Source organism: Streptomyces boluensis, from assembly GCF_009908195.1.
GTDB lineage: Bacteria > Actinomycetota > Actinomycetes > Streptomycetales > Streptomycetaceae > Streptomyces > Streptomyces boluensis.
Window position 1 is genome coordinate 1 of record NZ_JAAAHS010000203.1, and the last position, 13,606, is coordinate 13,606.

At 70.7% G+C, this 13,606-nt stretch carries 14 protein-coding genes; 9 read left to right on the top strand and 5 right to left on the bottom strand.

Translation table 11 applies throughout. The features are described from left to right. Positions 1-591: pirin family protein (locus GUY60_RS23095; RefSeq protein ID WP_161700898.1), on the bottom strand; the 591-nt coding region annotated here is incomplete at its 3' end. 60 nt (positions 592-651) lie between these two features. Between GUY60_RS23095 and GUY60_RS23100 the strand changes: the two genes are divergently transcribed. From GUY60_RS23100 to fabF, 5 genes are all read left to right on the top strand, one after another. Further along, positions 652-1,860 carry a PucR family transcriptional regulator gene (locus tag GUY60_RS23100; RefSeq protein WP_161700875.1) on the top strand — a complete coding sequence of 403 codons (1,209 nt, stop codon included), beginning with the start codon at positions 652-654 and terminating at the stop codon, positions 1,858-1,860. 89 nt (positions 1,861-1,949) lie between these two features. Next, positions 1,950-2,864 (top strand): ACP S-malonyltransferase, encoded by a 915-nt coding sequence (locus tag GUY60_RS23105; protein ID WP_161700877.1) that lies wholly within the window; start codon positions 1,950-1,952, stop codon positions 2,862-2,864. A gap of 17 nt (positions 2,865-2,881) precedes the next feature. Continuing rightward, the gene (locus tag GUY60_RS23110; RefSeq protein WP_161700879.1) at positions 2,882-3,913 is read left to right on the top strand and encodes a ketoacyl-ACP synthase III; all 1,032 of its coding nucleotides are present in this window, start codon (positions 2,882-2,884) and stop codon (positions 3,911-3,913) included. Between the two features lie 91 nt (positions 3,914-4,004). Beyond that, the gene (locus GUY60_RS23115; RefSeq protein ID WP_161700881.1) at positions 4,005-4,253 is read left to right on the top strand and encodes an acyl carrier protein; all 249 of its coding nucleotides are present in this window, start codon (positions 4,005-4,007) and stop codon (positions 4,251-4,253) included. Positions 4,254-4,327: 74 nt separating this feature from the next. Beyond that, on the top strand, positions 4,328-5,590 hold the full coding sequence (gene fabF / locus GUY60_RS23120) for a beta-ketoacyl-ACP synthase II (protein WP_161700883.1): 1,263 nt from the start codon (positions 4,328-4,330) through the stop codon (positions 5,588-5,590). 87 nt (positions 5,591-5,677) lie between these two features. On the opposite strand, the gene GUY60_RS23125 is transcribed toward fabF, so the two are convergent. Further along, on the bottom strand, positions 5,678-6,172 hold the full coding sequence (locus GUY60_RS23125) for a DUF3145 domain-containing protein (RefSeq protein WP_161700885.1): 495 nt from the start codon (positions 6,170-6,172) through the stop codon (positions 5,678-5,680). A 273-nt stretch (positions 6,173-6,445) separates the two neighbouring features. Here GUY60_RS23125 and GUY60_RS23130 point away from each other — a divergent pair, with 273 nt between their 5' ends. Together GUY60_RS23130 and GUY60_RS23135 are read left to right on the top strand one after the other, a co-directional pair. Next, positions 6,446-7,372, top strand: coding sequence for an SGNH/GDSL hydrolase family protein (locus GUY60_RS23130; protein WP_161700887.1), 927 nt, complete (start codon positions 6,446-6,448; stop codon positions 7,370-7,372). After that, the gene (locus GUY60_RS23135) at positions 7,369-7,932 is read left to right on the top strand and encodes a TetR/AcrR family transcriptional regulator (RefSeq protein WP_161700888.1); all 564 of its coding nucleotides are present in this window, start codon (positions 7,369-7,371) and stop codon (positions 7,930-7,932) included. Before GUY60_RS23130 ends, GUY60_RS23135 begins: the two co-directional genes overlap by 4 nt. A 34-nt stretch (positions 7,933-7,966) precedes the next feature. Here the strand turns inward: GUY60_RS23135 and GUY60_RS23140 are convergent, their stop codons facing one another. Beyond that, positions 7,967-8,914, bottom strand: a complete 948-nt coding sequence (locus GUY60_RS23140) for an EI24 domain-containing protein (RefSeq protein WP_161700900.1) — start codon at positions 8,912-8,914, stop codon at positions 7,967-7,969. A gap of 175 nt (positions 8,915-9,089) precedes the next feature. On the opposite strand from GUY60_RS23140, the gene GUY60_RS23145 reads away from it, so the two are divergent. After that, a complete protein-coding gene (locus GUY60_RS23145; protein ID WP_161700890.1) occupies positions 9,090-11,465 on the top strand; it encodes a M14 family zinc carboxypeptidase in 2,376 nt (791 codons plus the stop codon). 76 nt (positions 11,466-11,541) lie between these two features. Here the strand turns inward: GUY60_RS23145 and GUY60_RS23150 are convergent, their stop codons facing one another. Both GUY60_RS23150 and GUY60_RS23155 read right to left on the bottom strand, forming a co-directional pair. Further along, positions 11,542-11,967 carry an organic hydroperoxide resistance protein gene (locus tag GUY60_RS23150; protein ID WP_161700892.1) on the bottom strand — a complete coding sequence of 142 codons (426 nt, stop codon included), beginning with the start codon at positions 11,965-11,967 and terminating at the stop codon, positions 11,542-11,544. A 73-nt stretch (positions 11,968-12,040) separates the two neighbouring features. Beyond that, entirely contained in the window at positions 12,041-13,060 is a 1,020-nt protein-coding gene (locus GUY60_RS23155; protein ID WP_161700894.1) for an NADP-dependent oxidoreductase, read from the bottom strand. Between the two features lie 126 nt (positions 13,061-13,186). Here GUY60_RS23155 and GUY60_RS23160 point away from each other — a divergent pair. Continuing rightward, positions 13,187-13,606 (top strand): MarR family winged helix-turn-helix transcriptional regulator (locus GUY60_RS23160; protein WP_161700896.1); only part of this gene is annotated, 420 nt, incomplete at its 3' end.

Here is a 13,606-nt window from a genome sequence, read left to right on the forward strand (position 1 = left end):
CTCCCCCGTGAGCCGCACCGCGTCCCCCACCCCCAACTCGGCCTCCCCCAGGGCCACTTCGCCGCGTGTTACGTGCACATACGCGTACGCCGCGTCCGGCACCGCCGTCCGTTCGCCCGCCGTGAGGCGCCGTACGTGCAGCATCGCGCCCGCCTCCGCCACCGCGTACGGCGTGGAGTCGGCGATGCCGGGGACCACCTCGTAGGCCGGGTTCCCGCCCGGCTCCAGCGGGGCCAGCCACATCTGCACGAAGACCAGCGGGTCCGGGCCCGCGTTGCGCTCCACGTGCCGGACACCGCCGCCCGCGCTGAGCCGCTGCACGTCGCCGGGGCGTACGACGGACTCGTGGCCGGTGGAGTCGCGGTGCGTGAGTTCGCCCTCGACGACCCAGGTGACGATCTCGGTGTGGCTGTGCGGGTGCTCGTCGAAGCCCGCGCCGGGCGCGAGCCGCTCCTCGTTGCAGGCGATGATCGCGCCGAAGCGCAGGTTGTCGGGGTCGTAGTGCGGGCCGAAGGAGAAGGCGTGCCACGACTCGATGCCGGCCTTCGGGTCGCCGCCGGGGTAGCGCTCGTCGGCGCGCCGTACGTCCATCACTCCCCCACGGTAGACCCGGCACTCCGCCGTACCGCCCGGATAAGGCAGTCTTGTCCCGTGCCCGAACCCGAACACGAATCCCTGCAGCCGTCCGCCCCGCGCCGTCCGCACCCGCACGCCGCGACCCTCAAGCGCCTTGAGCAGTCCTCCGGCAGCCTCGCCGCGCAGGCGATCACGCGCATGGACGAGACGCTGTCGTGGTACCGCGCGATGCCGCCGGAGAACCGTTCGTGGATCGGCCTGGTGGCACAGGCCGGTATCGCCGCGTTCACCGAGTGGTTCCGGCACCCCGACGCCCCGCAGGCCATCTCCACCGATGTGTTCGGTACGGCGCCGCGCGAGCTGACCCGCGCGATCACGCTGCGCCAGACCGTGGAGATGGTGCGGACGACGATCGAGGTGATGGAGTCCGCGATCGACGAGGTCGCGGCCCCCGGCGACGAATCGGTCCTGCGCGAGGCGCTGCTCGTCTACGCCCGGGAGATCGCCTTCGCCACGGCCCAGGTGTACGCGCAGGCCGCCGAGGCCCGCGGCGCCTGGGACGCCCGGCTCGAATCCCTGGTCGTGAACGCCGTCCTGTCCGGCGAGGCCGACGAGGGCGCCGTCTCACGGGCCGCGGCCCTCGGCTGGAACTCGCCCGAGCACGTCTGCGTGATCCTCGGCACCGCCCCGGACGGCGACAGCGAGCTGACCGTGGAGGCGATCCGCCGCGCCGCCCGGCACGCCAAACTGCAGGTGCTCACCGGAGTGCTCGGCGACCGCCTGGTGGTGATCGCGGGCGGCAGCGACAATCCGCTCGCCGTCGCCAAGGCGCTGATCGGGCCGTACGCGGCCGGGTCCGTGGTCGCCGGACCCGTCGTACCCGACCTGCTCGCCGCCACCCGGTCCGCGCAGGCCGCGGCCGCCGGGCTCAAGGCGGGCACCGCCTGGCAGGACGCGCCGCGGCCGGTGCTCGCGGACGATCTCCTGCCGGAGCGCGCCATCGCCGGAGACCCGGCCGCGCGCGAGCAGTTGGTGGAGGAGATCTACAGACCGCTGGAGGAGGCAGGCTCCGCGCTCCTGGAGACCCTGAGCGTGTATCTGGAGCAGGCGAGCAGTCTCGAAGGCGCCGCGCGGATGCTGTTCGTGCACCCCAACACCGTCCGCTACCGGCTGCGACGTGTGACTGACGTCACCGGCTGGTCTCCTTCCGATGTGCGCTCGGCGTTCACGTTGCGCATCGCGCTGATCCTGGGGCGTCTGGCCGACGGAGATCCGCAGTCCTAAGCTTTTGTCGGGGGTCCACAATTCCCCTGACTGTTCTTCGTCCCTGTCCCCACGGGCGGTGCGCACCGTCCACAAGAGAGAGTGTGAGAGTGCTCGTACTCGTCGCTCCCGGCCAAGGCGCTCAGACGCCCGGCTTCCTGACTCCCTGGCTCGACCTCCCCGGTGCCGCCGACCGGCTCGCCGCCTGGTCGGACGCCATCGGGCTCGACCTTGCCCACTACGGCACGCAGGCCGACGCCGACGCGATCCGTGACACCGCGGTCGCCCAGCCGCTGCTCGTGGCCGCCGGACTGCTGTCCGCCGCGGCTCTCGGCGAGCTCGCGCCGGGCGCGGTCGCCGGGCACAGCGTCGGCGAGTTCACCGCCGCCGCACTCGCGGGCGTCCTCGACGACACCGCGGCCCTTCAGCTCGTACGCAAGCGCGGTCTGGCCATGGCCGACGCCGCCGCCATCACCGAGACCGGTATGTCGGCGCTGCTCGGCGGCGAGCCGGACACCGTGCTCCCGCACCTGGACAAGCTCGGCCTGACCCCGGCGAACGTGAACGGCGCGGGCCAGATCGTGGCCGCCGGCACCATGGCGCAGCTCGCCGCCCTCGCCGAGGACAAGCCCGAGGGCACCCGCCGTGTGGTGCCGCTGAAGGTCGCCGGCGCGTTCCACACCGAGCACATGGCGCCTGCCGTGACGGTTCTTCAGGGCGCCGCGGCGGAGCTCGCCCCGGCCGACCCGAAGCTCACGTACGTGTCGAACAAGGACGGCCGGGCGGTGGACTCCGGCGCCGAGGTGATCGCCCGCCTCGTCGGCCAGGTGGCCAACCCGGTCCGCTGGGACCTGTGCATGGAGACCTTCAAGGAGCTCGGCGTGACCGCGCTCGTCGAGGTGTGCCCCGGCGGCACCCTGACCGGTCTCGCCAAGCGCGCGCTGCCCGGCGTGCAGACCCTGGCACTGAAGACCCCCGACGACCTCGACGCTGCTCGCGAGCTCATCGCAGAGCACGCTGCCTGAGAAGGAGCCTGGAGAGCATGTCGAAGATCAAGCCCAGCAAGGGCGCCCCGTATGCGCGCATCCTCGGCGTCGGCGGCTACCGTCCGACCCGGGTCGTGCCCAACGAGGTGATCCTCGAGACGATCGACTCGTCCGACGAGTGGATCCGCTCCCGCTCCGGTATCGCCACGCGACACTGGGCGAGCGACGAGGAGACCGTGGCGGCGATGTCCGTCGAGGCGTCCGGCAAGGCCATCGCGGACGCGGGCATCACCGCCGACAAGATCGGCGCCGTGATCGTCTCCACGGTCTCGCACTTCAAGCAGACTCCGGCCGTGGCCACCGAGATCGCCGACAAGCTCGGCACCGAGAAGGCCGCCGCCTTCGACATCTCCGCGGGCTGCGCCGGCTTCGGGTACGGACTGACCCTCGCCAAGGGCCTGGTCACCGAGGGCTCCGCCGAGCACGTCCTGGTGATCGGCGTGGAGCGGCTCAGCGACCTGACCGACCTGACGGACCGGGCGACGGCCTTCCTGTTCGGTGACGGCGCGGGCGCGGTCGTGGTCGGCCCGTCCGACGTGCCGGCGATCGGCCCGACGGTCTGGGGCTCGGAGGGCGACAAGTCCGAGACGATCAAGCAGACGGTGCCGTGGACGGACTTCCGCATCGGTGACGTCTCGCAACTGCCCCTGGACGACAAGGGCAACATCAAGTTCCCTGCGATCACGCAGGAGGGCCAGGCGGTGTTCCGCTGGGCCGTGTTCGAGATGGCTAAGGTCGCCAAGGAGGCGCTTGACGCCGCCGGCCTGAGCCCGGACGACCTGGACGTCTTCATTCCGCACCAGGCCAATATGCGGATCATCGACTCGATGGTGAAGACTCTCAAGCTGCCGGAGCACGTCACGGTCGCCCGTGACGTGGAGACCACCGGCAACACCTCGGCCGCCTCGATTCCGCTCGCGATGGAGCGGCTTCTGGCGACCGGCGAGGCGAAGAGCGGCGACACCGCGCTCGTCATCGGCTTTGGGGCGGGTCTCGTGTACGCCGCCACGGTCGTTACCCTCCCCTAGGCACCGTACGGACCTTCGCGGAGATTTCCGGTCCACGCGAAGTTTCCGGCCTATGCCGCAAACCACCTGATACATAAGAAGGAGCGCCAAGATGGCCGCCACTCAGGAAGAGATCGTCGCCGGTCTCGCCGACATCGTGAACGAGATCGCCGGGATCCCGGTCGAGGACGTCCAGCTGGACAAGTCCTTCACCGACGACCTTGACGTCGACTCGCTGTCCATGGTCGAGGTCGTCGTCGCCGCCGAGGAGCGCTTCGACGTGAAGATCCCGGACGAGGACGTCAAGAACCTCAAGTCCGTCGGCGACGCCGCCAAGTACATCCTCGACAACCAGGGCTGAGCCCTGCTGTTCGCGTAACGCCACCCGGCGGTGGCGCCGTTGTATCCCTCGCTATACGTGGAGAATGAATTCCTGTGAACTCGACCAATCGCACCGTGGTCGTCACCGGTCTCGGCGCAACCACACCGCTGGGTGGCGATGCGGCTTCTACCTGGGAGGCCCTGCTCGCGGGCCGATCCGGTATCTCGCTCCTGGAGCAGGAGTGGGCCGCTGACCTGCCGGTACGCATCGCCGGTCAGATCGCCGTCGAACCGACCGAGATCCTCCCCCGGCCGCAGGCCCGGAAGCTGGACCGCTCCGCGCAGTTCGCGCTGATCGCGGCCCGCGAGGCCTGGCAGGACGCGGGCTTCACCGGCGCCGCCGGTGAGGACAACACCGTGGAGCCCGACCGTCTCGGCACGGTCATCGCCTCGGGTATCGGCGGCGTCACCACGCTGCTCGACCAGTACGACGTGCTCAAGGAGAAGGGCGTACGCCGCGTCTCCCCGCACACCGTGCCGATGCTGATGCCCAACTCCCCGGCGGCCAACGTCGGGATCGAGCTGAAGGCCCGCGCCGGTGTGCACACCCCGGTCTCCGCGTGCGCGTCCGGCGCCGAGGCCATCGGGTACGCGATCGAGATGATCCGTACCGGCCGCGCCGATGTCGTGGTCGCCGGTGGCACCGAGGCCGCCATCCACCCGCTGCCGATGGTCGCGTTCGGCAACATGATGGCGATGTCCAAGAACAACGACGACCCGCAGGGCGCCTCCCGCCCCTACGACGTCGACCGCAACGGCTTCGTGATGGGCGAGGGCTCGGGCGTCATCGTCCTGGAGTCCGAGGAGCACGCCAAGGCGCGCGGCGCGCGGATCTACGCGGAGGCCGTCGGCCAGGGCATCTCGGCCGACAGCCACCACATCACGCAGCCCGACCCGTCCGGCAGCGGCATCGCGGCCGCGGTGCAGAACCTCCTGGACCAGACGGGCCTCAAGCCCTCCGAGATCGTGCACGCCAACGCGCACGCCACGTCGACCCCGCAGGGCGACATCGGCGAGCTGAAGGCGCTGCGCAAGGTCCTCGGCGACGACCTGGACCACGTGGCGGTGTCGGCGACCAAGTCGATGACCGGTCACCTGCTCGGTGGCGCGGGCGGCGTGGAGACCGTGGCCACGGTCCTCGCGCTGAAGAACCGCATCGCCCCGCCGACGATCAACATCGAGAACCTCGACCCCGAGGCCGACGCGGACATCGTGCGCGGCGAGCCGCGGGCGCTGCCCGAGGGGACGATCGCCGCGCTGAACGATTCGTTCGGATTCGGCGGTCACAACGTGGTGTTGGCGTTCCGTTCGGTCTGAGTCGCACCCGCGAAGCACCCGCTCGCAACGCCGAAGCCCCCGCCCGGAACTCCGGGCGGGGGCTTCGGCGTACGGGACGGGGCGAGATCAGACCACCTGGTGCAACCACCGCACCGGCGCACCCTCGCCCGCGTACCGGAAAGGTTCCAACTCGTCGTCCCAGGGCTTGCCGAGGAGGCCGGTGAGTTCGGATTCCAGGTCGCTCTCGCCGCGGCCCGAGCGGGCCAGGGCGGCGCGGAGGCGGTCCTCCGGGATCAGGATGTCGCCGTGGATGCCGGTGACGGCGTGGAAGATGCCGAGTGCGGGAGTCGCGCTGTAGCGCTCGCCCTCCGCGTTGGAGCAGGGCTCGGAGGTGACTTCGAAGCGCAGCATCTGCCAACCGCGCAGCGCGGACGCGAGTTTGGCCGCCGTGCCCGCGTCGGCCTTCCAGGAGAATTCGGATCTCCAGGTGCCGGGAGCCGCGGGCTGCCGGATCCAGTCGAGGTTCACACGTCCGCCGAGTACGCCCGCTACCGCCCATTCGACGTGCGGGCACAGCGCGCGCGGAGCGGAGTGCACGTACAGAACTCCACGTGTCGTCACCGGACCTCCAGTGTGGGTCGAGGTTCGCCTTCCCCAGCGGCCTCGCGCCCGTGCCGAGCTATGCCGACCGAACCAGCCAATGGCGGCCAATCCGGACAGATCTGACGTGATGTAATTTAGCGGAACCGGAACAGCGGCGTGTCTCCGGGTCGACTGGGGGCAAAGCTACCGTGCGGCAGCGGCCCGAGTGTGACGTACCGTCGGTCCCAGGGCGGGGAAACGGTGAGCATTCACTCGGCAGGGCGCCACAGCCGTCATGAAGGAGACGTGGAGATGCGGGGGTTCGGTTTCGTGCGTCGCCTTCGGCGCGGGGGGATCCAGACAGTGGCCGTGGCGGCGGTGTTGTCCGTGGGGCTGCTCGCCGGGTGTGACGACGGCGGGGGTGCGGCGCCCGCGCCGAAGGGTTCGGCCGCCGGGAAGGCCGCGCCGCGGAAGGCGCCGGTGTGGAACACGGCACCGAAGTCCCTGGCGGCGGTCGGCGATTCGATCACGCGTGGCTTCGACGCCTGCACGGTGCTCTCGGACTGTCCCGAGGCGTCGTGGGCGACGGGCACTGACCCGGCGGTGCGCTCGCTCGCGGTGCGGTTGCTCGGCAAGGACGCGGCGGGGAAGCGTAGTTGGAACTTCGCGAGCACCGGCGCCAGGATGGCCGATCTGCCCGAGCAGATGGAGCGGGCGGCCGCCGAGTCGCCCGAGCTTGTGACGGTGCTCGTCGGCGCCAATGACGCCTGCCGCGCCTCGGTGTCGGCGATGACCCCGGTCGAGGAGTTCCGTACCGACTTCGAGGAGTCGCTGCGTACGCTGCGGGCCGAGCGGCCGAAGGCGCAGGTGTACGTGGCGAGCGTGCCCGATCTGAAGCGGCTGTGGTCGCAGGGGCGGGGCAGCGAGATGAGCCGGCAGGTGTGGAAGCTGGGCATCTGCCCGGCGATGCTGGCCGAACCGGAGGCCGTCGACGCCAAGTCGGCCGAGCGCCGGGACACGGTGCACGAGCGGGTGGTGGCGTACAACGAAGCCCTCGCCGAGGTGTGCGCGAAGGACCGGCGGTGCCGTTACGACGACGACGCGGTGTTCGACTACCGCTTCGGTACGGGGCAGTTGAGCCCGTGGGACTTCTTCCACCCGAGCCGGGACGGGCAGTCCCGGCTCGCGGAGCTGGCGTTCCGCGCGGTCACCGCGGAGCAGCGGGACGAGCGGGGATGAGCCTCAGGAGTGAGGAACGGCGCGCGGACATCGTGCGCGCCGCCCTGGAGGTGATCGCCGAACGCGGCTACCGGGGCGCGACCCTCGGCGCCGTCGCCCAGCGGGTCGGCCTCACCCAGCAAGGCCTGCTGCACTACTACCCCACCAAGGAAGCGCTGCTCATCGCCGTACTGGCGGAGCGCGACCAGTGGGACGCGGTGCCCGCGCGCGTGTGGCGGCTCGACCTGCTGCGGTCCCTGGTCGAGTACAACGCGATGCGGCCCGGCATCGTGCAGACCTTCTCCGCGCTGCTCGGCGAGAGCGTCACCGAGGGCCACCCGGCGCGCGCCTACTTCACCGAGCGGTACGCGTCCGTGCGCCCGTCCATGGCGGCCGTGCTGCGCGCCGAGTACGGCGACCGGCTGCCCAGTGGTCTCACCCCGGAGCAGGCCGCGCCGCTTCTGGTGGCGGTGATGGACGGGCTGCAGTACCAGTGGCTGCTCGACCCGGACGCGGTGGACATGGCGGCGGCGTTCGGCAACTTCCTGCGACTGCTCGAAGGGCCTTCCGCACAGGGGTAGTTGAGCCTCCCCGGCGCCGCCCTCCGCGCGGTTGCTACTGGTTGTACGGGTTGTGCTGGGGCGGCTGCGCGCCGCACTGCTGGGGCTGGTGGGCCCCGTACTGCTGCGGCTGCTGGGGCTGCTGGGTCCCGTACTGCTGCGGCTGCTGGGTCCCGTACATGTACTGCGGGGCCGACTGGGGCTGCTGGCCGTACGGGAGCGGGTTCGGGCCCGACTGCGGTTGCTGCGGCGGGAGTTCGTTCTCGCGGCGCAGGTCGCGGACCATCAGGGTCGCGCCCGCCACCGCGCCCGGCATCAGGAACACCGCGACGAACGGGACCAGGAAGGACACCGCGAGCGGCACCCCGAAGCCCCAGGTCTGCATGCGGTGGGCGCGGAGCAGGGCGAGTTGTTCGCGGACCTCGACGCGGCGGCGGGCCAGGGCGACCGAGGTGAGTTCCTGGGTGAGGAAGAAGCCCGTGACACAGAACCCGATGACCGGGACGACCGTCTGGCCGACGACCGGGATGAAGCCGAGGAAGAACAGCAGGATCGCCCAGAGCAGCGCGCGGACCAGGATGCGCAGGCTGTCGCGGGCCGAGATCCACAGCTCGCGGAGGAGCGGGAGGCCCGACTCCGGCGCGGTGCCGTCCGCCGACTCGGACTTGTCGACCGCCTCGGACAGCGACTCGTAGAAGGGCTGTCCGATGAGGAGCGTCACCGCCGTGAACGTGATGACGGCGACGAACAGGCCCAGCCCGAAGACCAGGACCGTGAGGAAGCCGCGGAATATGCCCTGCCACGGGGACGACCAGTCGTCGGCGAACGGGGTCGCCCAGGCGGTCAGGTCGTCGGCGCCGAAGGCGAGCCCGGTGAGGGCCGCCGCGTACAGGACGAGGGTGATCACGCCCGGGATCAAGCCGAAGCCGAGCCAGCGGCCGTGGCCCATGGCCCACCGCTGACCCTTCGCCAGATAGCCGAAACCGGTTCCCAGATCACGCATGGCCATGCCGGACACCCTATCCGGCGCCTGTGAGCGCCCCTGGTGTGGGGCAACGTTGCCGTCACGACCACCAAGGGCCCCTTGTTGGCGCGGAGTTGGTCCGGTAGACCTCCTCTATTGATCTTCGCGCTCGGCTCGACCGGCCGGGCCGGTCGAAGGACCTCTGGAGGTACGTGTGGGCATACCGAGACCCGTCCTCATCACCCTGGCCACCGCGGCCGGTGCGGTGCTGCTCGCGCCGCTCGGGGCGAGCGCCGACCCCGGCGGGCCTCCGGGTCCGGTGCGCGAGAGCGGGGCGAGCGGGGCGGAGCGCGCCGCCAAGTCGCCTGCCACGGCCGCCGAACGGGCCCTGAAGGACGCGCCGTCCGAGCTCTCCACCCGCACCGGCGGCTACCCGCGCGAGCAGGTGCTGCCCGCGCAGCCGGAGAACCCGGACGACAAGTCGGTCAAGCTGGGCCTGAGCCCGTACCACTCGCTCGCGCCGCAGCTCAACGCCCTGCAGAAGCTTGGCGACCGGGTGAGCGTCGAGGTGGCCGGGAAGTCCGCGCAGGGGCATCCGCTGTATCTGGTCACCGTGACCTCGCCGGAGTCGGCGCGCGCCGCCCGGGAGCAGGAGCGGATGCGGGAGTCGATCGAGCGGGCGCCGGCGCGGGCCGCGAAGGACCCGGAGATCAAGTCCCGTTACAAGACACCGGTGTTCATCAACAACAACATCCACGGCAACGAGTGGGAGGGCACCGACGCGGCCCTCGACCTCATCGAGGAGCTCGCCACCTCGAAGAGTGACAGGACCGAGCAGCTCCTCGACCGTTCGCGGATCTATCTCAACGTCACGGCCAACCCGGACGGCCGGATCGCCGGGACCCGCGCCAACGGCAACGGCTTCGACCTGAACCGCGACTTCGTGACCGCCTCCCAGCCGGAGACGCGGGCGATGCGGCAGATCGCGATCGACAAGCAGCCGGCCATGATGATCGACCTGCACGGGTATGTGAACGGCACCCTGATCGAGCCGACCACTCCCCCGCACGGCGAGAACTACGAGTACGACCTGTTCCTGAAGAACAGCTACGCCAACGCCCTCGGCATGGAGAAGGCCGTCAACGGCCTCGGGTACACGGAAGAGAAGGACGGCGTGCAGCCTGCCGTCATTCCCTTCCGGGACCAGGAGGAGGGCTGGGACGACTGGCCGCCGGTCTTCACGCCGCAGTACATGCCGTTCCACGGCGCGGTCGCCTCGCACACCATCGAGTTCCCGATGGCCGTGAACAACGAGGAGTACGACGAGCTGCCGGTGGCCGAGCTGCGCCGCAGGTCCGCGATCAACGTGGACATCGCGGGCGCCGCGATGCGCGCGACCCTGGAGTACGCGCGCACGGAGCGCGGGGCGCTGATCGCCGACCAGATCGAGACGTTCCGGCGGGCCGACGCGGGCGAGAAGCAGGTCGAGGTCTCCGAGGAGACCGTGCCGGGTGTGCCGGGCATCGGCCCGGAGGACGTGTACACGACCGACTTCCCGCGCGCGTACGTGATCCCGGCGGGCCACGGGCAGCGCACCGGCACGGCCGCGGCCCGGCTCGTGGACCATCTGATCGCCAACGACGTGCGGGTCGAGCGGGCGGAGCACGCCTTCCGGCTCGCCGGGCGGGCGTATCCGGCGGGCTCGTACCTGGTGGATCTGCACCAGTCGAAGCGCGGCATCGCGAACGTGCTGCTCTCCGACGGCCGGGACATCAGCGACAAGGTGTCGACGATGTACGACATCTCGGGCTGGAGCCTGGGCCTGCTGTGGGGCGCCGAGGTGCGGGCGGTGCCGGAGGGCACGGCGCTCGACGTGCGGCGCACGGCCGTGCGGTCCGCGGTGAGCGGCGATCCGGGGCAGGCGCTCGACTCGCCGGAGTCCATCGCGGCGGCGAACGCGCGGCACTCGACGAAGGTCGCGGCGGCGGTCACGCCGGGTGAGCTGTTCGCGCTGCGGGAGATGAACTTCGATGTGACGCCGGTCTCGACGGACGTGCTCAACGACGGCTTCGACTGGGACGGCACCGACGCCCTGCTCGTCTCCGCCGGTCTGGACCACGGCAAGCTGAACGCGGCGGCGCGCAAGGCGCTCGACGGGTTCCTCGCCGACGGCGGCCGGGTCGTGGGGCGCGGCGCGGAGGGCGCGGCGTTCAACAAGGACGCGAAGCTGCTCGACGTGAAGGCGGTCGCGGGCAACGAGGCCGCGAACGGTGTGGTGCGGGTGCGCAACACCGGCCCGCTCACGGAGGGCGCTCCGGCGCACAGCTTCGTGTACTCGCCGCTGTGGTTCGACGGCCTCGGCTCCGGGGTGCGCGTCGAGCAGTCGTACGGATACGGGAACCCGCTGGTCTCCGGGCACTGGCGGCCCGCCGACGACGGCAAGGGCGGTCCGAAGGACGCGGGCGGCCAGGCATCCGTGGTCAGCGGCACGGCGGGCGGCGCGCAGGTCGTGCTGTTCGGTACGGAGCCCCTCTTCCGCGACCACCCGAAGGGCCTGTTCCCGCAGGTCGGGCGGGCGCTGCTCGGCTGAGCGCACGCTGCCCGGCACACGCCGAGGGCCGCACTCCGGATCCGGAGTGCGGCCCTCGGGCTGTGCGCGGGTGCCGTCAGGCGACGGTGAGGCTGACCTCGATGTTGCCGCGGGTGGCCTTCGAGTACGGGCACACCTGGTGGGCCTTCTCGAGGAGGGCCTTGGCGGTCTCGGTGTCCACGGTGGGGATGGCGCCCTTGATGGCGACGATGATGCCGAAGCCGTCGTCGTTGGCGCCTATGCCGACCTCGGCGGTCACGAGCGAGCCCGTGATGTCCACCTTCTCGTTACGGGCGACGACGCCGAGGGCGCCCTGGAAGCACGCCGCGTAACCGGCGGCGAACAGCTGCTCGGGGTTGGTGCCCGCGCCGGAGCCGCCCATCTCCTTGGGCGGGTTGACGACAGCGTCGAGCTGACCGTCGTCGGTGGCGACGCGGCCGTCACGGCCGTTCTCCGCGGTGGCGATGGCGGTGTACTTCACGTCGGACTGCTGGATGGCCATGTGTTGCTTTCCTCCATAGTTGCGCCGCCGCCGGGCTCGCGCCCACGACCCGGAAACGGTCACTGCTGAGACTTTAACGGGTCGGGTTGACGACCATCTTTCCGGTGTTGTCGCCGCGGAGTACGCCGAGGAACGCGTCGAGGCCGTTCTCGTTGCCGTCGACGAAGGTCTCGCGGTACTTCAGCTCACCGGAGGCGATCCAGGAGGCCACGTCCTGGACGAACTGCGGCTGGAGGGCCTGGTGGTCGGTGACGATCATGCCCTGCATACGGAGCCGCTTGCCGAGGACCTGGACGATGTTGCGCGGTCCGGGGATGGGCTGGGTGTCGTTGTAGCCCGAGATCATGCCGCAGATGGTGATGCGGCCGTGCAGGTTGAGGCGGCTGATGGCGGCCTCCAGGTGATCGCCGCCGACGTTGTCGAAGTAGACGTCGATGCCGTCCGGGGCGGCCTCCTTCAGCTGCTCGGCGACCGGGCCCTTCTTGTAGTTGAAGGCCGCGTCGAAGCCGTACTCCTCGGTGAGGAGCTTGACCTTGTCGTCGGTGCCGGCGGAGCCGATGACCCGCGAGGCGCCCTTGATCCGGGCGATCTGGCCGACCTGGCTGCCCACGGCACCGGCGGCGCCGGAGACGAAGACGGCGTCGCCCTCCTTGAACGAGGCGACCTCCAGGAGGCCCGCGTACGCGGTGAGGCCCGGCATGCCGAGGACGCCGAGGTAGGCGGAGAGCGGGGCGAGCGAGGCGTCGACCTTCTTGGCGTGCTTGGCCGGTACGTCCGCGTAGTCGCGCCAGCCCAGGCCGTGCAGGACGGTGTCGCCGACCGCGAAGGCCGGGTCGTTCGAGGCGATGACCTCGCCGACCGCGCCGCCGTCCATGGGCTGGTCCAGCTGGAACGGCGGGACGTACGACTTCACGTCGTTCATCCGGCCGCGCATGTACGGGTCCACGGAGTAGTGCTGGTTCCTGACGAGGATGCGGCCCTCGGCGGGCGCCGTGAGGGGCGTCTCGCGCAGCGCGAAGTCCTCGGCCCGGGGCCAGCCGTGCGGACGGGCGACGAGGTGCCAGGCGCGGCTCGTGGTCGGCAGTGACGACATGGTGGTGCGGCCTCCTGAATTGCCTGAGCCCGATCACCAGATCACCGAGCCCGATTACTTAAGGACGTAAAACAACCATGCTCCTGGATATTTGATGTTGTCAAGTAAATGGGTACGCTGGGCCTCATGACCACCTCTCGTACGCCCCGCACCGACCCGCTGACCCTGGAGGTCGTCGAGCTGTTCGGCTCCGTGGTGAACCGCTACCACGACGAGTACGAGCGGGCCGCGAGCAAGCACAACCTCACCGGCGCCCAGGCGCGGGTCCTCGGGCTGCTCTCGCTCGAACCGATGCCGATGCGGCGGATCGCGCAGAAGCTGAAGTGCGAGCCGTCGAACGTCACGGGCATCGTGGACCGCCTGGAGACGCGCGGCCTGGTCGAACGCCGCCCGGACCCGGCGGATCGCCGCGTGAAGCTGGCCGCACCGACGGAGGAGGGGTTGCGCACCGCGCGGGTTCTTCGGGAGGGGCTCGATGAGTTTGCTCGGGAGCCGTTGGGGGCGTTGTCCCGGGGGGAGCGGGTTGCTCTTCGGGATCTGCTGGTG